The sequence below is a fragment of the Ramlibacter sp. GS1-15 genome, from assembly GCF_057785015.1.
Map to the genome: position 1 here is coordinate 1,392,516 of NZ_JBYNTU010000001.1, position 26,786 is coordinate 1,419,301.

Annotated in this window: 28 protein-coding genes; 11 read left to right on the top strand and 17 right to left on the bottom strand. The window is 68.1% G+C overall.

The window, feature by feature from the left end; all coding sequences use genetic code 11:
• Positions 1–98: 98 nt before the first annotated feature.
• Positions 99–443, bottom strand: coding sequence for a hypothetical protein (locus AC3EF3_RS06995; RefSeq protein ID WP_488531433.1), 345 nt, complete (start codon positions 441–443; stop codon positions 99–101).
• Positions 444–805: 362 nt separating this feature from the next.
• On the opposite strand from AC3EF3_RS06995, the gene AC3EF3_RS07000 reads away from it, so the two are divergent.
• Positions 806–1,897 carry a patatin-like phospholipase family protein gene (locus AC3EF3_RS07000; RefSeq protein WP_488531434.1) on the top strand — a complete coding sequence of 364 codons (1,092 nt, stop codon included), beginning with the start codon at positions 806–808 and terminating at the stop codon, positions 1,895–1,897.
• A gap of 310 nt (positions 1,898–2,207) precedes the next feature.
• Here the strand turns inward: AC3EF3_RS07000 and AC3EF3_RS07005 are convergent, their stop codons facing one another.
• The 4 genes from AC3EF3_RS07005 to AC3EF3_RS07020 are packed head-to-tail and all read right to left on the bottom strand — an operon-like array spanning position 2,208 to position 3,881.
• Entirely contained in the window at positions 2,208–2,564 is a 357-nt protein-coding gene (locus tag AC3EF3_RS07005) for a hypothetical protein (RefSeq protein ID WP_488531435.1), read from the bottom strand.
• Between the two features lie 10 nt (positions 2,565–2,574).
• The gene (locus tag AC3EF3_RS07010) at positions 2,575–3,372 is read right to left on the bottom strand and encodes a trypsin-like peptidase domain-containing protein (RefSeq protein ID WP_488531436.1); all 798 of its coding nucleotides are present in this window, start codon (positions 3,370–3,372) and stop codon (positions 2,575–2,577) included.
• A 10-nt stretch (positions 3,373–3,382) separates the two neighbouring features.
• Positions 3,383–3,661 (bottom strand): hypothetical protein, encoded by a 279-nt coding sequence (locus AC3EF3_RS07015; RefSeq protein WP_488531437.1) that lies wholly within the window; start codon positions 3,659–3,661, stop codon positions 3,383–3,385.
• A gap of 1 nt (position 3,662) precedes the next feature.
• Positions 3,663–3,881 (bottom strand): cold-shock protein, encoded by a 219-nt coding sequence (locus AC3EF3_RS07020; RefSeq protein ID WP_488531438.1) that lies wholly within the window; start codon positions 3,879–3,881, stop codon positions 3,663–3,665.
• 265 nt (positions 3,882–4,146) lie between these two features.
• Here AC3EF3_RS07020 and AC3EF3_RS07025 point away from each other — a divergent pair, with 265 nt between their 5' ends.
• Positions 4,147–4,497, top strand: coding sequence for a hypothetical protein (locus AC3EF3_RS07025; protein WP_488531439.1), 351 nt, complete (start codon positions 4,147–4,149; stop codon positions 4,495–4,497).
• 54 nt (positions 4,498–4,551) lie between these two features.
• Here the strand turns inward: AC3EF3_RS07025 and AC3EF3_RS07030 are convergent, their stop codons facing one another.
• A complete protein-coding gene (locus AC3EF3_RS07030; protein ID WP_488531440.1) occupies positions 4,552–5,580 on the bottom strand; it encodes a TGS domain-containing protein in 1,029 nt (342 codons plus the stop codon).
• A gap of 141 nt (positions 5,581–5,721) precedes the next feature.
• Here AC3EF3_RS07030 and AC3EF3_RS07035 point away from each other — a divergent pair, with 141 nt between their 5' ends.
• Positions 5,722–5,928, top strand: a complete 207-nt coding sequence (locus AC3EF3_RS07035; RefSeq protein ID WP_488531441.1) for a dodecin — start codon at positions 5,722–5,724, stop codon at positions 5,926–5,928.
• A 21-nt stretch (positions 5,929–5,949) separates the two neighbouring features.
• Here AC3EF3_RS07035 and AC3EF3_RS07040 read toward each other — a convergent pair whose 3' ends face one another.
• Complete coding sequence (locus AC3EF3_RS07040; RefSeq protein WP_488531442.1) at positions 5,950–6,486, bottom strand: SDR family NAD(P)-dependent oxidoreductase; 537 nt, start codon at positions 6,484–6,486, stop codon at positions 5,950–5,952.
• 17 nt (positions 6,487–6,503) lie between these two features.
• Entirely contained in the window at positions 6,504–7,529 is a 1,026-nt protein-coding gene (locus AC3EF3_RS07045; RefSeq protein WP_488531443.1) for an alpha/beta fold hydrolase, read from the bottom strand.
• A 109-nt stretch (positions 7,530–7,638) separates the two neighbouring features.
• On the opposite strand from AC3EF3_RS07045, the gene AC3EF3_RS07050 reads away from it, so the two are divergent.
• Complete coding sequence (locus AC3EF3_RS07050; RefSeq protein ID WP_488531444.1) at positions 7,639–8,580, top strand: LysR substrate-binding domain-containing protein; 942 nt, start codon at positions 7,639–7,641, stop codon at positions 8,578–8,580.
• Here the strand turns inward: AC3EF3_RS07050 and AC3EF3_RS07055 are convergent.
• Positions 8,563–9,555, bottom strand: a complete 993-nt coding sequence (locus AC3EF3_RS07055; protein WP_488531445.1) for a LysR family transcriptional regulator — start codon at positions 9,553–9,555, stop codon at positions 8,563–8,565. The genes AC3EF3_RS07050 and AC3EF3_RS07055 overlap by 18 nt on opposite strands.
• A gap of 76 nt (positions 9,556–9,631) precedes the next feature.
• On the opposite strand from AC3EF3_RS07055, the gene AC3EF3_RS07060 reads away from it, so the two are divergent.
• From AC3EF3_RS07060 to AC3EF3_RS07070, 3 genes are read left to right on the top strand one after another with little or no spacing between them, the layout of a single operon-like run.
• Entirely contained in the window at positions 9,632–10,744 is a 1,113-nt protein-coding gene (locus tag AC3EF3_RS07060) for an NmrA family NAD(P)-binding protein (protein ID WP_488531446.1), read from the top strand.
• Positions 10,741–11,094 carry a hypothetical protein gene (locus tag AC3EF3_RS07065; RefSeq protein WP_488531447.1) on the top strand — a complete coding sequence of 118 codons (354 nt, stop codon included), beginning with the start codon at positions 10,741–10,743 and terminating at the stop codon, positions 11,092–11,094. The genes AC3EF3_RS07060 and AC3EF3_RS07065 overlap by 4 nt, the downstream gene beginning before the upstream one ends.
• A 6-nt stretch (positions 11,095–11,100) precedes the next feature.
• Positions 11,101–11,619, top strand: a complete 519-nt coding sequence (locus AC3EF3_RS07070; RefSeq protein WP_488531448.1) for a hypothetical protein — start codon at positions 11,101–11,103, stop codon at positions 11,617–11,619.
• Here AC3EF3_RS07070 and lpdA read toward each other — a convergent pair.
• Genes lpdA through AC3EF3_RS07090 form a run of 4 tightly spaced genes read right to left on the bottom strand, consistent with a single transcriptional unit; the run spans position 11,581 to position 16,591 of the window.
• Positions 11,581–12,975, bottom strand: a complete 1,395-nt coding sequence (gene lpdA / locus AC3EF3_RS07075) for a dihydrolipoyl dehydrogenase (protein ID WP_488531449.1) — start codon at positions 12,973–12,975, stop codon at positions 11,581–11,583. The two genes, AC3EF3_RS07070 and lpdA, sit on opposite strands and share 39 nt — an antisense overlap.
• Positions 12,972–14,279, bottom strand: a complete 1,308-nt coding sequence (locus AC3EF3_RS07080; protein WP_488531450.1) for a dihydrolipoamide acetyltransferase family protein — start codon at positions 14,277–14,279, stop codon at positions 12,972–12,974. Before AC3EF3_RS07080 ends, lpdA begins: the two co-directional genes overlap by 4 nt.
• Before the next feature lie 3 nt (positions 14,280–14,282).
• Positions 14,283–15,344 (bottom strand): alpha-ketoacid dehydrogenase subunit beta, encoded by a 1,062-nt coding sequence (locus AC3EF3_RS07085; RefSeq protein WP_488533750.1) that lies wholly within the window; start codon positions 15,342–15,344, stop codon positions 14,283–14,285.
• Positions 15,345–15,346: 2 nt separating this feature from the next.
• Positions 15,347–16,591 carry a thiamine pyrophosphate-dependent enzyme gene (locus tag AC3EF3_RS07090; RefSeq protein WP_488531451.1) on the bottom strand — a complete coding sequence of 415 codons (1,245 nt, stop codon included), beginning with the start codon at positions 16,589–16,591 and terminating at the stop codon, positions 15,347–15,349.
• A 164-nt stretch (positions 16,592–16,755) separates the two neighbouring features.
• On the opposite strand from AC3EF3_RS07090, the gene AC3EF3_RS07095 reads away from it, so the two are divergent.
• Together AC3EF3_RS07095 and AC3EF3_RS07100 are read left to right on the top strand one after the other, a co-directional pair.
• Positions 16,756–18,288 (top strand): class I adenylate-forming enzyme family protein, encoded by a 1,533-nt coding sequence (locus AC3EF3_RS07095; protein WP_488531452.1) that lies wholly within the window; start codon positions 16,756–16,758, stop codon positions 18,286–18,288.
• A 94-nt stretch (positions 18,289–18,382) separates the two neighbouring features.
• On the top strand, positions 18,383–18,838 hold the full coding sequence (locus AC3EF3_RS07100; protein WP_488531453.1) for a hypothetical protein: 456 nt from the start codon (positions 18,383–18,385) through the stop codon (positions 18,836–18,838).
• Positions 18,839–18,936: 98 nt separating this feature from the next.
• Here AC3EF3_RS07100 and AC3EF3_RS07105 read toward each other — a convergent pair whose 3' ends face one another.
• The 4 genes from AC3EF3_RS07105 to AC3EF3_RS07120 form a co-directional block, all read right to left on the bottom strand.
• Positions 18,937–19,821 carry a bifunctional helix-turn-helix transcriptional regulator/GNAT family N-acetyltransferase gene (locus tag AC3EF3_RS07105; RefSeq protein ID WP_488531454.1) on the bottom strand — a complete coding sequence of 295 codons (885 nt, stop codon included), beginning with the start codon at positions 19,819–19,821 and terminating at the stop codon, positions 18,937–18,939.
• 76 nt (positions 19,822–19,897) lie between these two features.
• Complete coding sequence (locus AC3EF3_RS07110; protein WP_488531455.1) at positions 19,898–20,350, bottom strand: RidA family protein; 453 nt, start codon at positions 20,348–20,350, stop codon at positions 19,898–19,900.
• A gap of 40 nt (positions 20,351–20,390) precedes the next feature.
• Positions 20,391–21,269, bottom strand: coding sequence for a transglutaminase family protein (locus AC3EF3_RS07115; protein WP_488531456.1), 879 nt, complete (start codon positions 21,267–21,269; stop codon positions 20,391–20,393).
• Positions 21,270–21,278: 9 nt separating this feature from the next.
• Entirely contained in the window at positions 21,279–23,864 is a 2,586-nt protein-coding gene (locus AC3EF3_RS07120) for a circularly permuted type 2 ATP-grasp protein (RefSeq protein WP_488531457.1), read from the bottom strand.
• A 97-nt stretch (positions 23,865–23,961) separates the two neighbouring features.
• Between AC3EF3_RS07120 and AC3EF3_RS07125 the strand changes: the two genes are divergently transcribed.
• Entirely contained in the window at positions 23,962–25,014 is a 1,053-nt protein-coding gene (locus AC3EF3_RS07125; RefSeq protein ID WP_488531458.1) for an AI-2E family transporter, read from the top strand.
• A gap of 237 nt (positions 25,015–25,251) precedes the next feature.
• Entirely contained in the window at positions 25,252–26,571 is a 1,320-nt protein-coding gene (locus tag AC3EF3_RS07130; RefSeq protein WP_488531459.1) for a hypothetical protein, read from the top strand.
• Positions 26,572–26,786: the final 215 nt, after the last annotated feature.

Here is a 26,786-nt window from a genome sequence, read left to right on the forward strand (position 1 = left end):
GAAGCAGAACGCCTGTCGTCCGCTTCCGACCGCGAAGCGGACCTGACAGAAGTCGCCGACCGGCGGAACCCGGTGCCGAGGCGCGCACAGCCGCCCGATCAATGCACCACCAGATCGACCCTCGCGACTTCAGCAGCATCGATTCTCGAAGTCGCGGTCATCGTGATCGTGATGGGCGAAAGATAGGCACCGGTCACGGCTGTTTCGAGCACGACGCGCGATGGGCTCACGGCCGTTTCCGTGATCGCCAGTCCGCCGTAGTAGACGGTGGCCCCGTTTCCGAACAGAGGGCTGTCGCCCACGCTGAATGCCCAATCCACGGGTTCGGTGGCGTCCAGCTCGATCGACTGGCCTGCCGCCAGGTCGATTGTGCCAACGCTCCCCGGCACGAACGCAGTGCCAAGCGGCCGACCGGCGACGATGGCACTGACGCCCAAGCTCACGCTTTCGGATCCACCACCGCAGGCACTCAGGAGCAATGCGCAGGCGCACACGACCACAAGGGTCGGTGTGCGCTTCGAGCCAGACTGAAAGACGTGGCGTTCCGTATCCATAAAACCCCCATTTGGTTGAAAGACGCGCGCGCAAGTGGCCCGCACGGTGTGCGCATCCTGCGACCGACAAGCTGAACGGAAGATGAACAAAGGCGCTTTGCGGGCACAAGGCTGAAACTGTGCAAGGCGCACGATGCGAGGCGAACATCTGCTGCGGGTCGAAAGCATTCGTTGGCGCATGTCGACTTTCCTTTAGCTCTCAAGCGCCCGGTAAACTCCTGCGTTTGCCATCAGCGCCTTTCTTTCCCGGCATGCGCCTGAACACCCCGACCCGCTTATCCGCCGCCCTGGGCGTCTTGTGTCGCCCACTGGGCCTCGTGGGCGTTGTTGCCATAGCCGCCTGTAGCAGCACGCCACCGGCCAGCATCCCCGCAGGGCCGCCGGCCTCGGCGACCGCACAGGTCGCGCCGCCGTCCTCTCCCATGCCTGCCATCAAGGTGGGCATCGCCCTGGGCGGCGGCGCAGCCAAGGGCTTTGCGCACATCGGCGTCATCAAGATGCTGGAGGCCAACGGCCTCGCGCCGGCCGTGGTGGCCGGCACCAGCGCGGGCAGCGTGGTGGGCGCGCTCTATGCCAGTGGCATGAACGCGTTCGAGCTTCAGGAAAAGGCCGTCGCGCTCGATGAAGCCAAGATCCGCGATCTGCAGCTGTCCTCGGGCGGACTGTTGCTGGGACAGAAGCTCGAAGACTTCGTGAACGAGCAGGTGCGCCGCCAACCGCTGGAGCGGCTTGCCAAGCCCTTCGCGGCCGTGGCGACGCGGCTGGAGGACGGCGAGCGCACGGTGTTCGTCCGGGGCAACACCGGCCAGGCCGTGCGGGCCTCCAGCAGTGTGCCCGGCGTGTTCCAGCCCGTCACCATCGGCAAAAACCATTTCGTCGATGGAGGCGTCGTCAGCCCCGTGCCGGTGGATGCGGCGCGCGAACTGGGCGCGGATGTGGTGGTCGCGGTGGACATCTCGAACAAGGCGCGCGGCCAGACGCCCACCGGCATGCTGGGCACCATCGGCCAGTCCGTTGCCATCATGGGCCAGAAGCTCGGTCAGGCCGAGCTGTCTCGCGCCGATGTCATCGTGCGACCGCAGGTACTCGACATCGGCGGGGCCGACTTCTCGCAGCGTGCCAGTGCCATCCTGGAGGGCGAAAAGGCGGCCCTGGCTGCGATGCCCCAGATCCGCGAGCGCATCGCGCAGCTGCAGGCGGCGCGCGATCAGGCCACTCGCCTCGCGAAGCAGAAAGCGGCGGAGGCGCAGCGCCAAGCCTGTCTGGACCGGCGCTCGCGCCTGCAGAAGCTGGCCGGTCTGGCGGGCCTTGACGAAGCCTGCCCCGCGCCCAATCCCGGCTGACGGCTCACTGTCGCTGCTGCCGTCCATGGCCGCTTCCGGCCAGGGCCAGCCTTCAACGCGTCGCCGCCATGCCGAGGCGGCAGCTTGAATCAGCAACCGTCCTTGCAGCGGTACTGAGGCGCGCCCGCGAGCTTGAACGCACGCAGTTGGGAGCGCGGGCGGTGTCGACCACACAGGAGGCAACTCATGTTCGAGGACGCCATTCCAGTGAAGCTGCTCCCGGCCAGCTTGCTCTGGTACCGCAAGCCGCCGGGGCGAATCTTCGTGGATGGGTCGTCAGTGTAGAAGGGCATCGATCTCTCCTGGCCGGTCAGCTTCGGGCAGAGCGCCCGGTCTCGTAATTGACGAGGGACCGCGCCGCTCGCTGCGTGCGCTCGACGGCATCCCTCCACGCGTTCCAAGCTCCGGTACCGGTCTCATATGCGACGAGATCGCGTACCGCGAGCCACGCCAGGCGCTCCGCTGCCGCGGAGCGCTCGTAGTCGTCAATCAGAACAGCCACATCCAGGTCGGCATCCGTCGCCTCGGGCGATCCACTCACGTTTGCATAGGACTCGGTCGGCACGGGCCTGTACCCCGGGCCCGCGGACTCCTGCTGCGCGGCGCGCTCTTTCGCTTCGTCGCGATTGTGCTGGTCCCATTCATTCCGCTTGTTGGAGTCGCTCACGATTCTTCCTTCAGGAGATTGGCTTGCACGCCAGGCGAGCGCGTGCGCCTGGACGTGGGCCCATTTCGGCTTCGCTGAAACCGGCATCGATCTGCGTCAGCGTCATCAGGATGTCGGCATACCAGGTGCAGTTCAGGCCGAGCGTCTCGTCCTGCGCGGCGTCGCGGTCACGCATGTCCATGCTCGCCGAATGAATGCCCAGCAGCCCCCACGGACCCTGCCCATCGGCTCCCTCGCGGCGCAGCACCACAGGCGCACCGCTCGTGCCCCGGTGCATCCGCCCGTCGGTCAGGAAATAGCCGTGCCCCTCGAAACGAACGCCAAAGGACGAGGCGACGATCGCATGGCGCACCACCGGCAGGTGGTGCCTCGTGTCGTAGAAGCCCAGCGGGAAGGCGACGATGCGCAGCGAAGCGCCCACCTCCACCTCTGCCGAGGGCAACTGTATGTGGTGCGGCTCGAAGGCGCGCATCACCGATCCTTGCGGCATGTTCTCGCTTTCAAGCTCGATCACCGCAACATCGACCGGCCCGCCCGAGTCGGTGCCCTGCCGCCACACGGCGCGCCCTTCGCTATAGAGCAGGATCGAAAGGAGCACGGTGCGCGTGAGATCCGCTGGGTCCACGTGAAGCACGAGTTCGATGCGGTCGGGAAAATGCCCGGACGGCTCGTCGTGCAGCACGTGGCGGCTCGTGACCGCGAACAGACGATCGTCGCGCAAGAAGAAGAACGCGGTGGCGGCCGTGAGCAGCTGGCGCCCGCGGAACGTCGAAACGCGCGTCGTCGTCAGGAGCAGCGGCTCGGTCAAACGGATCTCCTCAGGTGGCGCAAGCCAAGCGGGATCCGCGTGAATCGTCGATCCAGCGGCGCGCTTCCGCGTGCGCGCCGGCGGCCGCCTCGGCTGCGCACCGGAAGGTGCGCATCAAGCGCAACACGCGGTCGGTGGTTGCGGAGCCCGAGCCCGAGCCCGAGCGGATCGACACCGAACTGGCGAACGATCCGTCTTCGAGAACCTTGATCAAAGGGGCTACGAGATACTTGCCGACGCGCTGTGCGGCGGCATTGCGCGGCGTTGCCGCGATAGGGCGGGAACTCAAGTCAGGCGATCGCGCGGATGTTGGAAGCCTGCGGTCCCTTGGCGCCTTGCGTGACATCGAACTGCACGCGTGCGTTCTCGGCGAGCGTCTTGAAGCCATCGGCCCCCTGGATCTCGCGGAAATGCGCGAACAGGTCCTTGCCGCCGCCGTCAGGGGCGATGAAGCCGTAGCCCTTGCCTTCGTTGAACCATTTCACGGTTCCAGTCTGGTTTGTCGTCATGTCGATCTTTCGATGAGGAGTGTTGCGGGCAGCGTGAAGCTGCGCCGTGCGAACGCCAAGAAATCATCGGTGGGAGATTCAACGACACTCGCCGCTTGGGCGGGAGCAGGGGAAGAGAAACCAGGGACGCAGACTCTTGAGAAACGTCGGCGAAGGCATGATACCTCACTGCCGGAAACCGTGCTGGCAAGCCAATGCATGAGCAAGGGCCGGCACTTTGTCGGGGGGCCGCGAACAAAACTCCCGGGCGGCTCGCGCAAGGCGCATGATGGGTCGCAACGTCGCGCCTCGCGGCGCACCGGAGCGCATCATCGAATCCAGCAACATCGCCGCATGGCTGGCCATCGGCGCAGCCTTGGCCTGGCTCTCCACCCGCGTCCAACCCTCGGGCGACCGCGTCGTCTTCGTCGAGACGATGGTGGTGGGCATATTCGGCTCGTTCATTGGTGGCGAATTCGTCGCCGCGATGTTTCGCGCGGGCCCCGCGGAAGCAGCACTCTCGTTCGGCACCGTGGCGCTCGCGGTCGGCTGCTCGGTCGCGGCACTGGCCGCGCTTGCGCTGATGCGACGCGCCGTGGGTCCGCTGCGGGCGGGTCGGCCCAAGCCCAAGCGTTGATACAGCCAGGCAGCAGGGCGTGGATGCTCATCGCACGGGTTGACATCCCCCGATTCAGGCGTGCAGCTCCACCACGTCGCCGTCCTCGAGGACGTGCTCCGGGCCCATGTGCTGCCCGCCGAACGCGGAGTGGCCCCACACCCGCGCGTAGCGCAGCGACCGCGCGACGTCGCCATGAACATGCCTGGCCACGTCCCCGACGGTCTCGCCGCGGCGTAGCGTGAACGGACGCTGCCTGTCGACGTCGTGCCCCGGCACCTTCGTGTACACGCGCACGACGCCCAGGTGCCGGAACAGCCACGGCCCGATCTCGCTCAGCCCGTGACCGGTCGCTGCGGAGACGGGGAGCATCGGCCACTGCGCCCCGCTCAACTCGCGCAGTACCTGCAGCTCCGCGTCCGCATCCGCAACGCCGTCGACCTTGTTCGCCAGCAGCAGGGAAGGCAGTTGAAGGGCGAAGGGGTTGTCGTCGGGGACGGACACAGTCGCAGGCGCGCTTTCTCCGGCGGGCCATCGGTCGCTCAGCGTCACGCGCTGCTGCGCGAGCACCGACTGCACCGACTGGATCTGGTCGAGGCACGAGGGGTCGGCCAGGTCCACCACGAGCAGGGCCGCATCGGCCGTCTGCAATGCATTCACCAGCCACGGCACCGGATGCTCCCCACTGACCGGCGGCAGGTCGATCAGCTGGAAGTGGATGTCCTCGAACGGCATCATTCCCGCCTCGGGATGCTGCGTGGTGAAGGGGTAGGGCCCGACATGCGCGCCGGATCCTGTCAATCGCGCATGCAGCGACGACTTGCCCGCATTGGGCGGGCCGATGAGGGCCAGCTGGGCAGCCCCTTCGGGACGGATGACCAGCGCGGGCCCGCCGTGCCCGCCGGCCCTGCGCATGCCGCCCTCGAGCTGCTCTGCCAGACCCTTGATCCGGGCCTTGATGTCGGCCTGCAGGTGCTCGGTGCCCTTGTGCTTGGGAATCGTGCGCAGCATCTCGCGCAGCGCGTTCAGGCGTTCGTGCGGGTCGCGCGTCCTGCGAAAGGCGGCTTCCGCCGCCTTGTACTCGGGCGACAGGTTCGCGGGCACGGCCCCAGACTAATGCATCGGCTGCCTGGCGTCGAGTGCGCGAGCCCAGGCAGCGGCCCGCGGAAGCGGACATACTGGTCCTGTCGGCTCGCGCCCGTGCCATGGCCGAGCTGGATCGAGCATCGATTGTCAGGAGGTGCCATGTCCAAGCACGTGTACAAGATTCTGGAACTCACCGGGTCCTCGCCCTCGGGCATCGAAGATGCCGTCAACACGGCCCTGGCCAAGGCGAGCGAGACCGTCCGCAACATGCATTGGTTCGAAGTCGTGGAAACGCGAGGCTATATCGAGGACGGCAAGGTCGCCCACTGGCAGGTGACGTTGAAGGTGGGCTTCACGCTCGAGTGAAGGGCGGCTCGGGAACGGCCGTCAAGCGGGTTGCACGGCGCTGTGCGCGCCTCTCACTGCGCCACGTCGAAATCGGTCGACACACTGAGCGGGCGCCACAGAAGGTCGGCCGCGGCCTTCGCTTGTTCGGCTGCCTCCACGATGCGCACGGCGTCGCTGCCGAGCGATGAAGTGTCCCGTCCCTTGCGCGCGCATGATCGGCAACGCTGCTTTGGTCACGATGATGGTTCCGAACAGGTTCGTCTCGATCTGCCGGCGGAAGGCGGACAGTGGCGTGTTTTCGATCGGCGCCAGGTCGCCGTAGCCGGCGTTGTTCACGACGACGTCGATCCGGCCGAACGCATCCAGGGCTGTTTGCATCGCCGCGTCCACGGCCCGTTCGTCGGTGACGTCGACCGCCACGGGGCGCACGTTCTCGCCATGAGCGCGAACCAGTTCCGCCAGCTTGCTCGTGTCGCGGGCGGTCGCCACGAGGCGATCGCCCGCGGCCAGGACGGCCTGGGCCAACGATCGGCCGATCCCTCGCGACGACCCGGTCACCAACCAGACGCGTGTCATGTTCCTTCTCCTTGCGTTCAGAGCCGCGTGACGTCGATGACGGCCTGGGCGAAAGCGGCCGGGGCTTCCTGCGGCAGGTTGTGCCCGATGCCACCGTCCAGGTTCCGGTGTTGGTACTTGCCGGTGAACTTCTTCGAGTAGTTCGCCGGGTCCAGATGCGGCGCGCCGTTCGCGTCTCCTTCCATGGTGATCGAGGGCACGGCGATGTCGGGCGCCAAGGCGAGCCTGGCTTCCAGCGCATCGAAGCGCGATTCACCTTCGGCCAGTCCGATGCGCCACCGGTAGTTGTGGACGACGATGGCCACGTGATCCGGATTCTCGAAGGACCGGGCACTGCGCTGGTACGTCGCGTCGTCGAAGCGCCACTTGGGAGAGGCCTGCTGCCAGATGAACCGGTTGAAAGCCGCCGTGTTGGCCGCGTAGCCGTCCCGGCCGCGGTCGGTGGCGAAATAGGACTGGTACCACCAGGCGTACTCGGCGGCGGGGGGCAGCGGCTTGGCATTGGCCTTCGGGTTCCCGATCAGGTAGCCGCTCACCGAGACCAGGCCGGCCACCCGCTCGGGCCAGATCGCCGCCAGGATGCACGCGGTCCGCGCGCCCCAATCGAAGGATCCGAGCACGGCCTGGCGGATCTTCAGCGAATCCATCAACGCGATGATGTCCTGCGCGACGGCCGCTTGCTGGCCGTTGCGAGGGGTCTGGCTCGACAGGAACCGGGTGCCTCCGTAGCCGCGCAGGGAAGGGACGATCACCCGGTAGCCGGCGGCGGCCAGGCGCGGGGCGACGTCGACGAAGGCGTGGATGTCATAGGGCCAGCCGTGCAGCAGGATCGCCACCGGACCGTCCGCGGGCCCGGCTTCGGCGTACTCGACCAGCAGGTCGCCGGCGCTGATCGTCTTGAGTGATCCGAAATGCGCAGCCTCGGCTGCGGCGGCGTGCGCAGCCGTCGAAGCCAGCACGCCGGCTTGAGCGGTGACCAGGGTGGACGCGGCGGCGCGAATGAAGCCGCGCCGGTTCATGGAAGACGGTTCGATGAGGTTCATGGCGAGGAGCAGCAGGAAGTGCAGGTGGGCGCATTGTTTGAGCTAGCATCCGTTCGAGCAAGAGCAATTTATGGAGCACGTCGTTGCCTGATTGGCAACAGACGCCACGATGAGGGAAATCAACCAGAAGCGGCTGCGCTATTTCCACGAGGTCCTGAGGCACGGTTCGATCCGCGGCGCGGCGGATGCGCTCAACACCGCGCCGTCGGTGATCACGCGCCAGGTCGCGCTGCTCGAAGAGGAGCTGGGACTCGTGCTGTTCGAGCGGCAGGCACGCGGGGTGGCGCCGACCGAAGCCGCCTCGCATCTGCTCGAATACTGGCGTGGCTGCCAGGCCCACCAGGAACAGCTGATGGAACGGCTGCGCGCCGTCCAGTCGATGGACGCCGGGACCGTGCGCATCGTGGCGAGCGAAGGGTTCGTCGACGGCCTGCTGGAGCAGATCGTGGCGCCTTTCTGCGCCGCGCATCCGGGGCTTTCGGTCGTGCTCGATGCATTGCCCGTGAGCGATCTCGTCGGCGCGCTTCTGGAAGACGCAGCGCACATCGGGCTGGCGTACAACGCTCCGTCCGACACCCGGCTGGAGATCGTCGCGAGCGCGGCGGCGCCCGCGAAGGTGCTCGTGCGCAAAGGTCACCCGTTGACCCGCGTGGCCGGCCCGCTGCGCTTGCGTCAGATCCTGGCGTACCCCTTCGGCCTGATGCCGCCGGGCTACGGGGTCGGACGGCTCGTGGAGCTTCTGGAGTACGCCGAGCACGTGAAGCTGCGCCCGAGCTTCACGAGCAATTCGGTTGCCGCCCTGAAGCGCTTCGTCAGGGCGACGGACGGGATCACGCTGATCGGCGCGGGCCTCGCCGCCGCGCCGGAAATCAAGGCCGGCCAACTGGTGGCGCTGGACCTGGCGCACCCGCTCTGCCGATCGGCCCAGGTCACCTTGCTGGCGCGCCAGGGCAGGCCGCTCTCTGCGGCCGCGAGCCGCTTGCTCGTCGATATCCAGGGCAAGTTTTCGGTGTTCAAGGGCCGCGGTAGGGCCTCAGGCCTGCTTCCCTGATCGTCTGCGGGCCGGTACGCGCCGGCGCGCGGCGCTGCCGGGCGCGGGGTTCAGGAGGACCGCTGCCGCGTACGCTTTCACGTGGTCGATGAAGGCGCGCAACTTCGGCATCACTTGCGAGCGGCCGGGAAAATAGAGGAACAGTCCCGGCGACGAAGGCGCGTGGTCGGCCAGAACTTCCTCGAGCCGGCCCGATGCGAGCAGCTCCGATGCGGTCGGCGCGGGCACCTGCGCGAGGCCGACACCGCCGAGCGCTGCCGCGAGCATCGTCGGAACGTCGTTGACGATCAGAGGACCCGGCACCGCGAGCTCCAGAGGTTCATCGCGCGCGCCGCGCACACGCCAGTTCGCGACGGCGCCGTTGGATCGCCGGGTGCGCACGCAGGAATGATTCGCCAGGTCGGCGGTCGTGCGGGGCCGGCCGCACCGTGCGAAGTAGTCGGGGCTGCCGACGATGATCAGGCGCAACGGAGGGGTGAGCCGCACGGCCACCATGTCGGCAGCAATGAACTCGCCCATGCGGATGCCCGCGTCGAATCCCATCTTCACGAGATCGACGAGCTCCTCGCTGGCGACGACTTCGACGACGACCTGGGGATGCGCGGCGTTGAACGAGGCGAGCAAGGGCTGCAACACGATCGGCACCGCCGCGCGCGGGACCGCGAGCCGCAGCAGGCCGGAGGGTTGGGTGCCCAGCCCCCGCGCCGCATCGCTCGCCGCGACGATCTCGTCGAAGGCAGGGCGCGCCCGCTCCAGGAAGCGTTGGCCGGCTTCGGTCAGTCCCACACTGCGCGTGGTGCGCGTGAACAGCGCGACGCCCAGGCGCGCCTCGAGCGCACGAACGGCCTGGCTCACTGCGGAGGGCGTCACGTCGAGGTCGACCGCAGCCTGTCGAAAGCTGCGGCGCTCGGCCACGCGCATGAAGGCTTCGACGCCGTCCAGCGTGCCGCGCGGGATTGTGTAGTCCTGCTTCATCGTTCGTGCAGATTAGACCGGTTTATCAAACAGCGCCAGATCCCTAGATTGCGGTCATCGAACAACAGGAGTCGTGATGGTCCATCCCAGGATCCTGGTGACCGGCGCCACCGGCCGGACCGGTGCAGCCGTGGTTTCCGAGCTGCTCGGAGCGGGCTACCCCGTCCGCGCGCTCGTGCGTCGGCAGGACGAACGCAGTGCCGCGCTGCGCGCGCGCGGCGTCGAGGTCGCCGTCGGCGAGATGACCGACTACGCGGCAGTCGCGGCAGCGATGCGAGGCGTGCAGCGCGCCTATTGGCTGCCGCCTTACGATCCCGCGATGCTGACGGGGGCGGCCGTGTTCGCGATCGCCGCGACGCACGCGAAGCTCGAATCGGTGGTCGTGCTGAGCCAGTGGCTCGCGAGTCCTTCGCATCCCGCGGCGCCGACACGCCACCACTGGCTCGCCGACCAGCTCTTCGCGATGCTTCCGGGCATCGCCGTGACGACCGTGAACCCCGGTTTCTTCGCGGACTCGCCTTATCTTGCGACCATCAACCTCGTCGCGCACCTGGGTGTGATGCCCTGGATGTACGGCGACACCTTGACGGCGCCGCCGTCGGTCGATGACATCGGCCGCGTCGCAGCCGCGGCGCTGATGGACCCGGCGCGTCACGCGGGCCGCACCTATCGGCCGACCGGGCCGCAGCTGCTGTCGGGCGAAGACATGGCGCGCATCCTGGGCCGCGTGTTCCAGCGGCGCGTCCGGATGGTGCCCACGCCGATCCGCATCTTCACGAAGGCCGCCCACCTCGACGGATATCCGCCGGTGCTGCTGGACTCGATGGCGCACTACGTCGAGGAACACCAGCGCGGCGCGTTCGCACGAGGCGCACCGAACGATGACGTGCAGCGGGTGACCGGACGCGCGGCCGAGCCGTTCGAATCTGTCGCGCGGCGGCTCGCGGCGCTGCCCTCGAACCGGCGAAGCGTCGCGAACACGGTGCGCGAGTTCGCGCGATTCATGCTGGTGCCCTTTGTGCCGACATCCGGCATCGCGCGCCACGTGCGCGGACTTCGAATCGCGGCGCCGTCACGGCCCGAGTACACCGATGAATCGGCCGTGTGGCAATGCGAGCACGGCCTGTCGCGCATCGCCGCTCCCGCGCCCCTGCCTCAACCTCAACCCATCACGGAGTCTTCGCCATGACCGAGCCCTCCCGGGCGCCCATTCAAGCCCGCGCCAACCTGACCACCGGTGTCTTCGCCCTGCTGACCGCCCGGCCCGGCGTGACGCGCGAGCAAGTCATGGCCGTGATGCCCGCCGAGATGCGCGCGACGGTGCGGCTCTATCTCGCAGGAAAGATCCGCGAATGGTATTCGCGCGGAGACGGCAGGGGAGGGGTCTTCCTGCTCGACGCGAAAGACGTCGAGGAAGCCCGGTCCATCATGGAAGGCCTGCCGCTGGCCCGAGCCCATTTGCTGGATCACGAGTACGTCCCGGTAGGCCCGCTGATGCCGCTGGGCCTGCTGATCCCGCATCCTTCCGCGAACGGGTGAATTTCCATGGACGCGCAACTCGCATTCGGTTTCAGTGTCGCCCTGGGTCTGGTCGCGTGGGGCGTGTTCGGTGCCGTCTATGTGTGGCCCCAGCTGCGAACACGATCGCGCGCCGACGCGCTCCGACCGCTGCTCGTCGTGCACGCTTTCCGCTTCGTCGGGCTGGCCTTCCTCGTTCCCGGCGTCGTCGCGCCCGATCTGCCGGCCCTGTTCGCGCGTGCCGCTGCCTACGGCGACCTGGCCGCATGCATCCTGGCCTTGCTCGCGCTCGCCACCCTGCGCGGCAGGCCTGGCATCGGCCTCGCCTGGATCTTCAACCTCTGGGGGACCTTCGACCTGTTCGACGCGTTCTATCAGGCCAATGCGTCGCACCTGTCGCCCGGGCAGTTCGGCGCGGCCTACTTCATTCCCGCGTTCATCGTGCCGATGCTGCTGATGACGCATTTCCTCATGTTCCGCATTCTTGTGAAGGGCGACGGACAGGAATCAGATGTGCAGCGCGTGCCCCAGCGCGCGCAGGCATGACTCCTGCACCGCCTCGCCCAGTGTGGGATGCGCGTGGATGGTCGCGCCCACGTCTTCCAGCCGCGCGCCCATCTCCAGGGACTGCGAGAACGCCGCTGCGAGTTCCGACACGGCGCGGCCCACGGATTGCCAGCCGACGATCAGGTGATTGTCGCGGCGGGCGACGACGCGCACGAAGCCGTCGGTCGATTCGAGCGTCATCGCGCGGCCGTTCGCGCTGAAGGGGAAGGTGCCGGTGATGACGTCCAGGCCGGCCTCCTTCGCCTGCGCGGGCGAGAGCCCGGACACGACCACTTCCGGATCGGTGAAGCACACCGCGGGGACCGATGCCGGTGCGAGCTTGCGGCGCTTGCCGGCGACGATCTCCGCGACCATCTCGCCCTGCGCCATGCCGCGGTGCGCGAGCATCGGCTCGCCGCTCACGTCGCCGATCGCCCAGACGTCGCGCATCGAGGTGCGGCATTGGTCGTCGACCTTGATCGCGCGGCCCGCCATGTCCAGGCGCAGGTTCTCCAGGCCGAAGCCTTCCGTGCGCGGCTTGCGGCCGACCGCGACCAGCACCTGGTCGGCTGGCAGCGCGAACTCGTCGGCATTGGCCGTGCGCACCCGCAGCGCCTGGCCGGTTTCCGACATCCCTTGCACGCTGCAACCCAGGTGCAGCACGACGCCCAGCTTCTTCAGTGCCGCGAGCACGGGGCGCGTGAGTTCCTCGTCGTAGGCGGGCAGCACGCGCTCGGTCGCTTCGACCACCGCGACTTCGCAGCCGAGCTTGCGATAGGCGATCCCGAGTTCGAGTCCGATGTAGCCCGCGCCGACCACGACGAGTTTCTTCGGCAGCTTCGCGGGCGAGAGGGCTTCGGTGGACGAGATCACGGGGCCGCCGAAGGGCATGAACGGAAGTTCGGACGGGACGGACCCGGTCGCGATGACGAGGTGCTCGCACTGGATGCGGTAGGCCTCTTGCGCGGTCTTCACCTCGACGGTCTTGCCGTCGAGGACCGTCGCCCAGCCGTCGATCACCTGCGCGCCGTTCTTGCGCAGCAGCGCGCCGACGCCGCCCGTGAGGCGCTGCACGATGCCGTCCTTCCACTTCACCGTCTGCCCGATGTCGATGGACGGCGTGGCCACCTTGATGCCCAGGGCCGACGTGTTGGACCAGTGGCGTGCCTTCTCGAATTCCTCGGCGGCGTGGATCATCGCCTTCGACGGAATGCAGCCGATGTTCAGGCAGGTGCCGCCAAGTTTCGCGCCTTCGACGAGGATCGTGGGCACGCCGAGCTGGGCCGCGCGGATGCCGCAGACGTAGCCCGCCGGCCCGCCGCCGATGACGAGCAGTGTGGTGGTGAGGTTCTTCATTCGACGAAAAGCATGGCGGGCGCTTCGAGCAGGGCGCGGATGGCCTGGATGAATTCGGCCGCGTCCATGCCGTCCACGACACGGTGATCGAAGGAGGACGACAGGTTCATCAGCTTGCGCGCGACGACGCGGCCGTCCTGGAACACCGGCCGCTCGACGATGCGGTTCACGCCGATGATGGCGACCTCGGGGTGGTTGATCACCGGGGTCGTCACGATGCCACCCAGCGGGCCGAGCGAGGAGATCGTGATCGTGGAGCCCTGCAGCTCGTCGCGTCCGGCCTTACCGGAGCGCGCGGCGTCCGCCAGGCGCGAGACCTCCTTCGCAAAGGTCCACAGGTCCATCGTCTCCGCGTGGCGGATCACCGGCACCATCAGGCCGTTGGGCGTCTGCGCCGCCATGCCCAGGTGCACCGCGCCATGGCGCGTCACGACGCCTTTGTCGTCGTCGAAGCGGGCGTTCATCTGCGGGAAGTCGCGCACGGCGAGGACGACGGCGCGCGCGAGCAGCGGCAGCACGGTGAGCTTGCCGCGGGAGGTGCCGTACTTCGCGTTGAGGCGCTGGCGCAACGCCTCGAGCTCGGTGACGTCGATTTCCTCGACATAGCTGAAGTGCGGAATGCGGCGCTTGGCGTCCTGCATCTTCTGCGCGATCTTGCGGCGCAGGCCGATGACGGGCACTTCGGTCTCGTCGTCGCGCTGCAGGTAGGCGGTGCCACCGGCGCGCGCCTGGGCGGGCTGGCCGCGCGAGGCGAGGTACACGTCCAGGTCCTGCTGCGTGATGCGGCCGGCCGGGCCGCTGCCGTGCACGAACTGCAGCTCGATGCCCAGGTCCCACGCGCGGCGGCGCACGGCGGGCGAAGCGATAGGTTTCTCGCCGGCCGGGCGCATCGCGACGGGGGCTTGTACGGGCGGGCGCTGCGGCGGGGGCGGTGTGTTGTCATCCCGGCGCAGGCCGGGATCGTCATTGTCTCCACCGCCAACGACCCCGGCCTGCGCCGGGGCGACAACGGCGGGTGCGGGTGCTGCCGCCCTTTTCGCGCCGGGTTTTTCATTCCCCGCGCCTTCGACCTCCAGGCGAATGAGGTCCGCCCCCACGGCGATCGTCTTGCCGACGTCGCCCATCAGTTCCGTGACCTTGCCGGCGATCGGCGAGGGGATCTCCACCGTCGCCTTGTCGGTCATCACGTCCGCCAGGACCTGGTCTTCCTTCACTTCGTCGCCGGGCTTCACGTGCCAGGCGACCAGCTCCACTTCGGCAATGCCTTCGCCGATGTCCGGCGTGCGGATCACATAGGTGCCCATCGCTCAGCCCTCCATCGCACGTTTCATCGCTTCACCCACGCGCTTCGGGCCGGGGAAGTAGGCCCATTCCTGCGCGTGCGGGTAAGGCGTGTCCCAGCCCGCGACGCGCTCGATCGGCGCCTCGAGGTGGTAGAAGCAGTTCTCCTGCACGATCGAGAGCAGCTCCGCGCCGAAGCCACTGGTCCTCGTGGCTTCATGCACGACCACGCAGCGGCCTGTCTTCTTGACCGAGTTGATCACGGTATCGAGGTCCATCGGCCAGATCGAGCGCAGGTCGATGATCTCGGCGTCGATGCCTTGTTCGCGCGCCGCGCATTCGCTCACCCACACCATGGTGCCGTAGGTGATCACGGTGAGGTCCTTGCCTTCGCGGAACACCGCGGCCTTGTCCAGCGGGATGCTGTAGTAGCCCTCGGGCACGTTGCCCATCTCGTGCTTCGACCACGGCACGACCGGGCGGTCATGGTGGCCGTCGAACGGGCCGTTGTACAGGCGCTTGGGCTCCAGGAAGATCACCGGGTCGTCGTTCTCGATGCACGAGATGAGCAGGCCCTTGGCGTCATACGGGTTGCTCGGCATCACGGTGCGGATGCCGCACACGTGCGTGAACAGGGCTTCCGGCGATTGCGAGTGCGTCTGGCCGCCGTAGATGCCGCCGCCGCAGGGCATGCGGATCACCATGGGGCAGGTGAAGTCGCCGGCGCTGCGATAGCGCAGCCGCGCGGCTTCGGACACGATCTGGTCCGACGCCGGGTAGAAGTAGTCGGCGAACTGGATCTCGACGACCGGGCGCAGGCCGTACGCGGCCATGCCGACGCCCGCGCCGACGAGGCCGCCTTCGGAGATCGGCGCGTCGAAGCAGCGGTGCTTGCCGTACTTGGCCTGCAGCCCTTCGGTGACGCGGAAGACGCCGCCGAAGTAGCCGACGTCCTCGCCGAACACGACCACGTTCGGGTCGCGCTCCATCATCACGTCCATCGCGGAGTTCAGTGCCTTGATCATCGTCATCGGCACGGTCTTCACCTCGGCCTGCGCCGCGGTCTCGGGTTTGGTCGCGGTCAGCATCATCAGACTCCCAGTTCCTGGCGTTGGCGGCGGAGGTGCTCGGGCATCTCCTTGTAGACATCCTCGAACATGCCGGCGGCCGAGGGAATGTGGCCGTCCAGCAGCGTGCCGTAGCTCTCGGCCTGCTTCTGCGCAGCGGCCACTTCGGCTTCGAGTTCCTTCTGCGCCTGCGTGTGCTGCTCCTCGGACCACTCGCCGATCCTGATGAGGTGCTGCTTCAATCGGGCGATGGGGTCGCCCAGCGGGAAGCGCTGCCAGTCGTCCTGCGGCCGGTACTTCGTCGGGTCGTCCGACGTGGAGTGGGCGCCAGCGCGATAGGTGACCCATTCGAGCAACGTCGGGCCGAGATTGCTGCGCGCACGCTCCGCCGCCCATTTCGAGGCCGCGTACACCGCGAGGAAGTCGTTGCCATCCACGCGCAGCGACGCGATGCCGCAGCCCACACCGCGCATCGCGAACGTCGTCTGGTCGCCGTCACCGCCCGCGATCGCCTGGAAGGTCGAGATCGCCCACTGGTTGTTGACGACGTTCAGGATCACCGGTGCGCGGTACACATGCGCGAAGGTCAGCGCCGTGTGGAAGTCCGCTTCGGCCGTCGCGCCGTCGCCGATCCAGGCCGACGCGATCTTGGTGTCGCCCTTGATCGCCGAAGCCATTGCCCAGCCGACAGCCTGGATGTACTGCGTCGCGAGGTTGCCCGAGATCGTGAAGAAGCCGGCGCGCTTGTACGAGTACATGACGGGCAGCTGGCGGCCCTTCACCGGGTCCTTCTCGTTGCTCATCAGCTGGCACATGAGTTCCCACATCGGGATGTCGTCCCGCGCGAGCAGCAGGCCTTGCTGGCGGTACGTCGGGAAGTTCATGTCGCCGTCTTCGAGCGCGAACGAATGCGCCACCGCGATTGCTTCCTCGCCCAGGCACTGCATGTAGAACGAGATCTTCTTCTGGCGCTGCGCGACGGTCATGCGGGCGTCGAAGATGCGCGTCTTCATCATCGCGCGCAGGCCCTTGCGCAGGCGCACCGCATCGAGGTCTTCGGGCTTCCAGGGCCCGACGGCATTGCCTTCCTGGTCGAGCACGCGCACCAGGCCGAAGGCCAAGTCCTGGGTGTCGACGGGGCGCGTGTCGATCGCCGGGCGGCGCACTTCGCCGGCCCTGGAAACGTGCAGATAGGAGAAATCGGTGGGACTGCCGGGACGCCCGGTGGGCTCCGGCACGTGAAGCCGCAGGGGCTCGCGCTGGCTCATTGTCTCTTCCTCGGTCCGATCGTGTCGGGCTCTGGTGGATGGAACCGGCCGATCCGCCGCGGGTAAGCCGCGGATCGCCGGGTTGTCGCGCTTGGGACGCTGGAGCCGAGTTTAGGACAAAGCGCGGCCGTGCGGCATCAGGGCTTACGGTAGGCTAGCGCCTCATGAATGCCTTGCTGAACCATCCGCTGCCGGCATCGGCGCCGCCGTTTCGCGCCATCCTCGACCTCGTGCGCGAACATGCAAAGGCGCGGCCGCAACAGGCCGCTGCAATCCAGGGCGATCGCCGCGTCACCTGGGAACAGCTCGACGCGATGGCCGACCGCGTCGCCGCTTCTCTGCAACGCGACGGCGTCAAACCGCGGGAAACGATCGCCATCGGCGGGCTGAATTCGCTCGAGTACCTGGCGGTGTTTCTCGGCGCGTTGCGCGCCGGGGTGGCCGTCGCGCCGCTGCCGACCGGTGCCATCACGGCACAACTTGCAACCATGCTGGCAGACAGCGGGGCGCGCCATTTCTTCGTCGATGCCGGCGTGCCCGCGTTCGAAGCGAAGGCTCAGCGCATCTTCATGGATGGCTCGACCTCGCCATCGCTCGAGCAATGGCTGTTGCCGCATGGGGCGAAGCCGAAGCCGGTGCATCCGCAACCCGACTGGCCGTTCAACATCATCTACTCCTCGGGCACGACCGGCACGCCCAAGGGCATCGTGCAGCCGCACGGCATGCGCTGGCTGCACGTCGCGCGCGCGGAGGGCTACGGCTACGGGCCGGACAGCGTCACGATGATCGCGACGTCGCTGTGTTCGAACACGACGCTGGTGTGCCTCTTCCCGACAATCGCAAAAGGCGGCTGCGTGGTGTTCGGTCCGCCGAAATTCGATGCCCGCACGTACCTCGCATTGGCGCAAAGGGTGCGTGCCACGCACGCGATGCTGGTGCCCGTGCAGTACCAGCGCATCATGGCGTCGCCGGATTTCGACAACTACGACCTGTCGTCCTTCCGCATGAAGTTCTGCACCAGCGCGCCTTTCCATGCGGAGCTGAAGGCCGACATCCTGCGCCGCTGGCCGGGCGGACTCATCGAGTTCTACGGCATGACCGAAGGCGGCGGCACTTGCATCCTCGAGGCGCACAGCCATCCCGACAAATTGCATACCGTGGGCAAGCCCGCCGAAGGCCATGACATCCGCGTGATCGACGAGGACGGCAAGGAACTCCCACCAGGCTCCGTCGGCGAAATCGTCGGCCGTTCGGCAGCCATGATGACCGCGTACAACCACCAGCCGGAGAGGACGCGCGAAGCCGAGTGGTACGACGCCGCGGGCCAGCGCTTCATCCGCACCGGCGACGCCGGCCGCTTCGACGACGAGGGCTTCCTCACGCTGATGGACCGCCGCAAGGACATGATCATCTCGGGGGGCTTCAACGTCTATCCGAGCGACATCGAGGCGATCCTGCGCCAGCACCCGAACGTCGCGGATGCGGCCGTGGTGGGCGTGCCGTCGCAGGAATGGGGCGAGACGCCCGTCGCGTTCGTGGTTGCGCGCGAGGGCGCGCCGCGTGTCGATGAACTCCGCGCTTGGGTGAATGGCCAAGTAGGCAAGACGCAGCGCCTGTCCGGCATTCGCTACGTCAATGAGCTTCCGCGCAGCGACATCGGCAAGGTGCTCAAGCGGCAGCTGCGCGAGAGCTGGTAGCAGCTTCGTTTCATTCCCTTGCCGCGGCGCACCGCGCCCAGGAGTATGCTGACTTCGCGCGGCGAGCGCGCAACTCAGCAGGGAGGGTGTGGCAATGACTGCAGCATCCAACGGCACGCGCCGAACAATCACGGGATTGTTCGGCGACGGCGAAAGCGCTGCGCGCGCTTATGAAGCTTGCGTCGAGCGCGGCTATGAGATTGGCGAGGTGAACGCCGTCATGTCCGAGAACACGCGTCAACGCTGCTTCGCCGAAGGCGGTGAGATCACGACGCTGCTGGCGCGCCGGAAGGCGGAGGGCGGCCAGCTGGGGGAATCCACCGGGGGCCGACTCGAAATCCTGATCGCCGCCGCCGCCGCGGTGGGCACCGCATTGGCGCTGCGCTGCCGGCTCTCGGCTTCGTGGCGGCCGGCCCCATTGCCGCGGCTCTCACGGCCGCAGGGGCCGCTGGCCTGGCGTCCGGGCTTGCTGGGGCGCTGGCGCACTGGGGCGTTCCGCAAGGGCGCATCCACCACTATGAAGCCGGCATCCGTCACGGCGGGATCCTGATGATGGTGGAGGCCCGCTCGGACGAGGATGCCCGGGAGATCGAGCAGCAATGGAAGGCGATCGGCGGGCGCGACGTCTTCCATGGCTAGGCCGACAAGTCAGGCGAGCGTCTTCTCGAACCAGTGGTGGGCATACGCCTCGTCGCTGAACGCCGGCACCTCGGCATAGCCTGAGCGGCGGTAGAGGCGAATGGCCTCGGAGAGCGCGCGGTTCGTCTCCAGGCGGATGGCGCGGACCCGCTTCGCCTTCGCGCACTTTTCCGCTTCCGCCAGCAATCGACGACCGATGCCGAGGCCGCGCGCATCGGGGCTCACCCACATGCGCTTCAATTCGGCGGGCTTGCGTCCGTGAAACTTGAGCGCCACGCAGCCGATCGGTCGTCCATGCCATCTCGCCATCAACAGTGCGCCCGAGGGCTCGGCGAGTTCGTGGGCGTCGGCGGAAAGGCTCAGGGCAGGATCGAAGCCTGTTTCGAAACGCGTGTCCAGTTCGACAAAGTACTGCGCGAAGCACCAGCGCGCGTCCTCGCTGGCCGGGTCCTCGACGTCCAGGCGCACGAACGCGGGTTGAAGCAGCCGCTCGACTTCCGCCATCGCATCGAGCAACTTCTTCCTTTGCGCCGCGGTGAGTGGTTCCAGGACGTGCTGCGCCACCTCGTCGGAGCGGCGGTCGATCTCGGCCCTTTCCGCCAGTCCGGCCTTCCTCAAGCGGACACGGCGCACCCGGCGGTCCTCCGGATGGGCGTCGAGATCGACGAGGCCCTGCTTCTCCAACGAGGACAACAGGCGGCTGAGGTATCCCGAGTCGAGGTCCAGGCGTTCACGCAAGGCGCGGACCTCGGCGCCGCCGGGGCCGATTTCCCACAGGATCCGGGATTCGGCCATCGGCCTGGCGCGGCCGAGGAAGTCGGCATTGAGCGCGCCTATGCCTTCGGCAACGGTGCGGTTGAAGCTGCGGACCTGCTGGATCGCGCGGGTGTCCACGGTGGAGCGGAGCCGGGAAGATCGAATATCTGACTCTAGTCAGATATTCGGCCCGCGTCAATCGAGCTTCGCTCCGTCAGACCTCCGCGATCAGCTCGATCTCGACGCACGCGCCCATCGGGATCTGCGCGACGCCGAATGCGCTGCGGGCGTGCTTGCCCCTGTCGCCGAACACTTCGCCGAGCAGTTCGCTGCAGCCGTTGGTCACCAGGTGCTGTTCCGTGAAGTCGGGCGAGGAGTTCACGAGGCTCATGACTTTCACGATGCGCTTGACCTTGTCGAGATCGCCGACGGCGGCGTGAAGCGTGCCCATCAGGTCGACGGCGATGGCGCGGGCGGCCTGCTTGCCTTCCTCGGTCTGCATGGTCTTGCCGAGCTGGCCGACCCAGGCCTTGCCGTCCTTCTTCGCGACGTGGCCCGAGATGAAGACGAGGTTGCCCGTCTGCACGAACGGGACGTACGCGGCAGCGGGCGTGGCAACCGGGGGCAGGGTGATGCCGAGTTCTTTCAGCTTGTCGTAAACGCTCATCGCGATCTCCTGATGGAATCAGGCGGCGATTGTAGGAGCGTCAAGCCGGCGCGACGGTGACCGCGACGTGGAGCTGGTGATTCGCGCCGCCGTGGATCACGCCGCGGATCGGTGAAACGTCGGAGTAGTCGCGGCCAATGGCGAGCACGACATAGTCTTCGCCCGCCATGCGGCGATTGGTCGGGTCGAGGTCCAGCCACTGGCCGGGCGTGCCGTCCCCGGGCAGGTACACGGACACCCACGCGTGCGATGCATCGCTGCCCACGAGCCGCGCTTGCCCCGGCGGCGGCTCGGTCAGGAGGTAGCCGCTCACGTAGCGTGCCGCAAGCCCAAGGCTGCGCAGGCACGCGAGCATCACATGCGCGAAGTCCTGGCACACGCCCTGGCGCATGCGAAGCGCTTCGATCGCGGGCGTGCTCACGTCGGTGGCCTCCGCCTGATACTCGAAATCGCCGTGGATGCGCGTCATCAGGTCGCGCGCGGCGTCCGCCAAAGCGCGCCCGCGAGTGAAGCTGGGCAGCGCGTACGCCGCGAACTCGGCATCGCGCGGCACGTGGGGCGACGCGAAAACGAATTCCGTCGCCGGGTCGTAGGAAGCGCCGCGGTGGTAGCGCATGCGCTCGCGCGCCTGCTCCCAGGCCATGTCGTTCGGCGCGAGCTGCGGTGCGGCAGTCGCCACGATGCTGCGCGCGACGACCTTCAGTTCCTCGTGTTGCGCCTGCAAGCTGAAGAACGTGCGCGTGTTGCCCCAGGCATCGACCGTGTCGCTGCACTGAAGCGGCTCGGGGGCGATCGACAGCTCGTGCGAGAGCAATTGCTGGCGCGCGCCGTGGGCGGGCTTCAGGTGCGCCATGTGCTGCGCGGTCCTGACGGCGGGCGCGTACGCGTAGTGCGTTTCGTGGACGACCTGCAGCAGCATCGCCCGTCCTCAGGCGCCCACGCTGTGGCGCGCGTCCGAATGGGTGAAGTAGCGTGTGCCGACGTCGTCGGACAGCTTGTACGCGGCGTCGGTGAGCTCCTGCAGCAGCGCCTCGAGCTTCGAGTAACGACCCTGCTCGTCGCGCCGGCACATCGCTTCCAGCGACCAGCCTTGCGGGTCGGGAATCGTGAGCGCGATCTCGGGCAGCTCGCCCGCCGCGCTGCCCGAGAGCCGCGCCAGCCGCCCGCGCAAGGTCTGCGCCACCCACGTCAGGGAGCGCGGGTTGTCCCGGTCGAGCACCAGCAGGTCCAGGAGGGCCGGGATGTCGTGCCGCTGCTGGTACTGCGCATGGAAGGTGATGGTGCTGTCGAACAGCGCGACGATCGCCTCGAAGCCGCCGTCCTCGTGAACTGCGCCGGTATCGAAAGCCCAGCCCAGCGTCGATGCGAGGAAGCCCAGGCGCTCGATGTGGCGGCCGGTGGAGAGCAATCGCCAGCCGTTGTCGCGCGTCATGCGGTCGGTCTGCGCACCCGTCATGGCCGCCGTTGCGCTGGACAGCGCCTCCAGCACTCGCAGCGTTTCCACCGGCGAGAAGTCGCCATCCTCAGCGAGGATCGCGCAGCCGCGCTGGAAGTCCTTTTCCGCGCGCACGATCACGTTCCACTGCTCGAGCGAGAGCCGTTCGCGCACGGCGGAAGCGGCCTGGCGCAGCGCGCGCAGGTTGAAGCCGACGCTGGTGGCATTGTCGGTGTCCGCCAGCGCCGCGATGAGCGAGCGTTCGAACACGCGCCGGGCCTGCGTGGCCGGCGGCACCGCAGGCAGCACGAGGCCGTTGGCGCGGCTCACCTCCGTCAGCCAGGCGAGCACGGGTGGCGAGGTCTGCGCTTCACCGTTCAGCACATCGAGCGCCAGCCGCACGAGGCGTGCCGTGTTTTCCGTGCGCTCGGTGTAGCGCCCAAGCCAGAACAGGTTTTCGCCCGCGCGGCTGGTGACGGCGCGGCGGCGGTGCGCCGGTTCCGCGGCCGGCTGCCCTTGGTGCAACAGCGTCGTCGGGTCGACCTCGCCTTCGGTGAGCACCCAGGTGTCGGCACTGGAGCCGCCGCGCTGCATCGACGCGATCTCCAGTGCGGCGCTGGCGATGCGCGTGAGGCCGCCGGGCAGCACGCGCCACGATCGCGGTCCGTCCGCCACGGCGATCACGCGCAGCATGTAGGAGCGCGGCAGGATGCGGTCGCCGTCCATCGCATGCTTCCAGGTCGGCATCTGGGCGAGCGGCAGGTACGCCTGGACCGTGTGCTCGTCAGGCTCGCGCACGATTCGGCCGGACCATTCGTCGATCTCGCGCCGCGAGAGCGAATGCCCCAGCACGGCGCCGGCACCGGCACCGCCGTAGGTCGGTTTGATCACGCTGCTCGCGAGCTGCGGCAGCACCGCTTCCATCGCTGCGCGCTCGCCGCACCACCAGGTCGCGAGCGAGGGCAGCAGCAAGTCCTCGCCGAGCAGGTGACGCGACAAGGCCGGCAGGAAGCCGAGGATCGCCGGGGATTCGAGAAAGGCCGAGCCCGGCGCGTTGGCGACGAGCACGTTGCCCGCACGCACGGCCTGCAACAGGCCCGGCACGCCGAGGTGCGAATCCGAGCGCAGCTCCAGCGGGTCGAGGAACTCGTCGTCCAGCCGCTTCAGGATGCCGTGCACCGGCTCCAGGCCCTGCAATGTCTTGAGGAACAGCCGGTCACCGCGCACGGTGAGGTCACCGCCTTCGACCAGGGTCAGGCCGAGGTAGCGCGCGAGATAGGCGTGTTCGAAATAGGTTTCGTTGTACGGGCCGGGCGTGAGCAGCACGATCCTCGGCTCGCCCGATGGACCGCGCGGGCACATCGCGCGCAGCGCGTCGGCGAAAGCGCGGTACGTGCCCGCGAGCCGCTGCACCTTCAGGTCGCGGAATGCTTCGGGGAACAGCCGCGAGATGATCAGCCGGTTCTCCAGCAGGTAGCCCAGGCCCGAGGGCGCCTGCGTGCGCTGGGACACCACCCACCAGGCGCCGTTGGCATCGCGCGCCATGTCGAACGCGGCGATGTGCAAATGCGATCCGCCCGGCGGGCGCACCCCGTGCATCGAGCGCAGGTAGCCGGGGTGGCCTTGCACGAGGGCCGGCGGCAGCAGGTTGCGCGCCAGCAGGTCCTGCGGGCCGTAGACGTCCGCCATGATGCGATCGAGCAGCTTCACGCGTTGCAGCACGCCCGCTTCGATCTGCTGCCAGGACTGCGCGTCGATGACGAGGGGAAACAGGTCCAGCGACCAGGGCCGCTGCGGGCCGTGCGCGTCGGCATAGACGTTGTACGTGACACCGTTGTCGCGCACCTGCCGCTCGAGGTTCACGGTCCTGCGGTTCAGGTCCGCGAAGCCCTCGCGGCCGAGGGTTTCGAAGAAGCGGTTCCAGGGCGCGCCGAGCTGCTCGCGCTGCGACCTGCTCGAGCCGCGAAGCTCATCGAAATGACCCGATGCGGCGGGCGGCGCGAGCGCGGCGGCGATGGCGGCGGGGGCGTCCGCGGCGTCGCCGAAAAGTGAATCAGCCGTGTCGGGGTGTTTGTCCACGCTTGGGCTGATTGTCCCACCACGGACTCATGCGGCGCCGTCCTTCAACGGCGCAGGGCGAGCGATGGTAGCGTGCTTCCAACACCCGGCACATTCCATGAGCACGAGCGAGAGCGCGCTGTCACGGCAAGGCGAGCGCTGGCCGCAGCACCTGCGCCGGCGCGCCGTCGTGTACGCCGGCGCCGCCTTGCTGCTGATCCTGTGGCTCAAGCTTTTCGCCGCGCTGTTCGGTGCCATGGCGGGCTACGTGCTGTTCGGCCTGGCGCGCCGGCCGACGGCGGCACCGGCGCCGCCTCCGCGGCGGATTGCCAACGCGTTGTTCGCCGCGGCGCTGGTGGTGGCCGGCCTCTTTGCGATCGTCGAGGGCATCGGGCTGCTGCTCAACGCGTCGGCCGACGGCCTGCCGCGGCTGATGCAGTTGCTGGCCGACACCGTGGACCACATCCGCAACATGGCGCCCGACTGGATCGCCGCGCGCCTGCCCGATTCGGCCGAGGCGCTGCAGCACGCGCTGGCGGAATGGCTGCGCATGCACGCGCACGACATGCAGCATTGGGGACACGAGGCGCTGCGCATCCTGGTGCACCTGGTGATCGGGCTCATCATCGGCATCACCGCCCACATCTCGATCCACCGCCGTCCGGCGACTGCGGCGTTGTCGGCACTGGCGATCGAGCGCTGGCGCCAGCTCGCGTTCGCGTTCCGCGACGTGCTCGCGGCGCAGCTTCGCATCGCGCTGGTCAACGCCGCGTTGACCGGCGTCTACCTGCTCCTGGTCCTGCCGGCATTCGACGCCCATGTGCCCCTGGCCATGACGCTGGTGGCCTTCACCTTCTTCGCGAGCCTGCTGCCCATCGTGGGCAATCTGATGTCGAACACCGCCATCGTGATCGCGGCGCTGACCGTGTCGCTGTGGACCGGCGTCGCGTCGCTCGTCTTCCTGATCGCGATCCACAAGCTGGAGTACTTCCTCAACGCGCACTTCGTCGGCAGCCGCGTCGAGATCCCGATCTATGCGCTGCTCGCGTCGATGCTGGTGCTGGAAGCGGCGTTCGGGGCGACGGGGCTGGTGGCCGCGCCGATCTACAGCGCGTGGTTGACGCGGGAGTTGCGGGGGAATGGGTGGATCGGCGCCGCGGGGGGCCTGTGATCGCCCGCCCGGCCGGATAACAGCTCGTTACCCGCGGCCACGAATCCTCGACAACCGGGACAAAGACAGGATGTTTGTCCCATTCATGTTTTGCATCCGGCCAGTCGATGATTTTTCGGGACCGGCGCCTGTCGAGGCCGGCCGATCTCGAGGAGCCAAGCGGTGGAAGAACAGATCGAGCGGTGGGAGCTCCGATCGGGGACGTGGGTTCGCGACCGTGCGTCCGAGAGGTGGTGCTTGGCCGCCACATGGGACGGAACGGTGGTCGACCCCAGGCTCCCGGTGCTCGACGTCGTGCGCCTGGCGGGCGCCCGCCGCGCGACCGACGGCGACGAGTGGTTTCCCCCGGAGTTCAACTACTCGCAGCAGACCGGCGCACCGTTGCGCGTCACCAACCCCGCACTGGATTCGCCCTTGGCACTGGCGCGCGCGCACGAACGTTCGGCAAGCGGCCAGCCGGACCGCACCTTGCCGCCGCTGCCGCCCGGGCACTACCGGTTCGTCGTCGACAAGTTCGACGCGGCCTGGCCGACCTTGGTCGCTGTCGAGCCGGAACAAGGCAAGCTCCTCGCGCTCCTGCCCGAATCGGAGATCTGGATGCCGCTGAAGCGCACGGCGGGCACAAGCTGGGGGCGGAGACTGGCGAACCCGCGGGGTTGGCGGATGGAACTCGTCCATGCCGGCGGCCATGCGACCGGCTATTGTCCTTCCGCCACCGGGCTCGCGGCCGTCACGCCGAGTGCGATCGGGCTGTGTTATGCGATCGAGCACGCGGGGGAGGGGCCCGCGATCGGCGGCCCCGTGGCATGGGAAGGTGAGATCTGGTCGCCCGTGCTGGGGAAGGGACACAGGATCCACCTGATCGGCAAGCCACACGGGGCACCCGAGCACCTCGTCCTGCCGACGCACGCGCCCGTGCCGCAACACGGCTTCGAAGCGCCGGTATCCGATGACGCGCACGTGAACTGGCCTTGCGACGAAGGACAGCTGGTGTTGCGGCTCGACGCGCAAGGCGGCAGGCAGTGCGAGTGGGTCGCGTGGCCCGAGCGGGTCAAGCCGATGTTCTCGATGGGTTCCTTCTTCGTCCCCGGCACCGGCACCTTCTGGCAGGTGTGCCGCAGCAACGTCGATGGACGCTTCGAATACGTGGAGATGGCGAGGGCCGAGCCGGAGATTGTCTCCATCGACGGGCCGCGCCTGTGCATGGGGCGGGCCTGTTATCGCGGCACGTCGCGCATCGACATCGACCCGTTGCGGCCGGTCGACAAGTCCACGGACATCGTGGTGCCCTTGCTCGACTTGGCGGGCGACGGCGCCGTGGTCGGGCTCAGGATGGATGCACCGCACGGGGTGCTCGCCCTCCTGCATGCGGATAACGAGCCGCGCCGCGCTGTGCTGCAGCTCGAGGTGCCGGGCCGCGCCGCAGTGCCGTTCGGGACTCTCGACGTGAAGAAGCCGTGGTCCGCGCAGTTGTTCGTCTACGACGGACACCTCTGGGTGGACCATCCCGACCTGCCGCAGGCGGTCGGCTGGCAACTGGCTCCCGCAAACCGATGAACGTCAGATGTCCGCGCACTATCCGTTGACTGTCCCTTCCCGCCCGCGGGCGGGCACGCGCGCCGCCATGGAGACGGCCATGGACACGGCGATGCCCACGCCGCCCTGGACGCGCCAAGGCAAAGCGAGGTGCGGCTTCTGCAGCCAGGCCTGGTTCGGCGAAGTGGCTTATTGCCCGTATTGCGGACGTCCATCCTCCAGTGCGTCAGTGGACA

Excerpts from the sequence above, each read along its gene's own strand:
- AC3EF3_RS07085 (WP_488533750.1), bottom strand. The coding sequence starts at position 15,344 with ATGCTGACCGCGACCAAACCCGAGACCGCGGCGCAGGCCGAGGTGAAG.
- AC3EF3_RS07090 (WP_488531451.1), bottom strand. The coding sequence starts at position 16,591 with ATGAGCCAGCGCGAGCCCCTGCGGCTTCACGTGCCGGAGCCCACCGGG.
- AC3EF3_RS07020 (WP_488531438.1), bottom strand. The coding sequence starts at position 3,881 with ATGACGACAAACCAGACTGGAACCGTGAAATGGTTCAACGAAGGCAAG.
- AC3EF3_RS07080 (WP_488531450.1), bottom strand. The coding sequence starts at position 14,279 with ATGGGCACCTATGTGATCCGCACGCCGGACATCGGCGAAGGCATTGCC.
- AC3EF3_RS07040 (WP_488531442.1), bottom strand. The coding sequence starts at position 6,486 with ATGACACGCGTCTGGTTGGTGACCGGGTCGTCGCGAGGGATCGGCCGA.
- AC3EF3_RS07055 (WP_488531445.1), bottom strand. The coding sequence starts at position 9,555 with ATGAAGCAGGACTACACAATCCCGCGCGGCACGCTGGACGGCGTCGAA.
- AC3EF3_RS07000 (WP_488531434.1), top strand. The coding sequence starts at position 806 with ATGCGCCTGAACACCCCGACCCGCTTATCCGCCGCCCTGGGCGTCTTG.
- AC3EF3_RS07070 (WP_488531448.1), top strand. The coding sequence starts at position 11,101 with ATGGACGCGCAACTCGCATTCGGTTTCAGTGTCGCCCTGGGTCTGGTC.
- AC3EF3_RS07045 (WP_488531443.1), bottom strand. The coding sequence starts at position 7,529 with ATGAACCTCATCGAACCGTCTTCCATGAACCGGCGCGGCTTCATTCGC.
- AC3EF3_RS07060 (WP_488531446.1), top strand. The coding sequence starts at position 9,632 with ATGGTCCATCCCAGGATCCTGGTGACCGGCGCCACCGGCCGGACCGGT.
- AC3EF3_RS07065 (WP_488531447.1), top strand. The coding sequence starts at position 10,741 with ATGACCGAGCCCTCCCGGGCGCCCATTCAAGCCCGCGCCAACCTGACC.
- AC3EF3_RS07125 (WP_488531458.1), top strand. The coding sequence starts at position 23,962 with ATGAGCACGAGCGAGAGCGCGCTGTCACGGCAAGGCGAGCGCTGGCCG.
- AC3EF3_RS07095 (WP_488531452.1), top strand. The coding sequence starts at position 16,756 with ATGAATGCCTTGCTGAACCATCCGCTGCCGGCATCGGCGCCGCCGTTT.
- AC3EF3_RS07115 (WP_488531456.1), bottom strand. The coding sequence starts at position 21,269 with ATGCTGCTGCAGGTCGTCCACGAAACGCACTACGCGTACGCGCCCGCC.
- AC3EF3_RS07025 (WP_488531439.1), top strand. The coding sequence starts at position 4,147 with ATGATGGGTCGCAACGTCGCGCCTCGCGGCGCACCGGAGCGCATCATC.
- AC3EF3_RS07035 (WP_488531441.1), top strand. The coding sequence starts at position 5,722 with ATGTCCAAGCACGTGTACAAGATTCTGGAACTCACCGGGTCCTCGCCC.
- AC3EF3_RS07100 (WP_488531453.1), top strand. The coding sequence starts at position 18,383 with ATGACTGCAGCATCCAACGGCACGCGCCGAACAATCACGGGATTGTTC.
- AC3EF3_RS07110 (WP_488531455.1), bottom strand. The coding sequence starts at position 20,350 with ATGAGCGTTTACGACAAGCTGAAAGAACTCGGCATCACCCTGCCCCCG.
- lpdA (WP_488531449.1), bottom strand. The coding sequence starts at position 12,975 with ATGAAGAACCTCACCACCACACTGCTCGTCATCGGCGGCGGGCCGGCG.
- AC3EF3_RS07050 (WP_488531444.1), top strand. The coding sequence starts at position 7,639 with ATGAGGGAAATCAACCAGAAGCGGCTGCGCTATTTCCACGAGGTCCTG.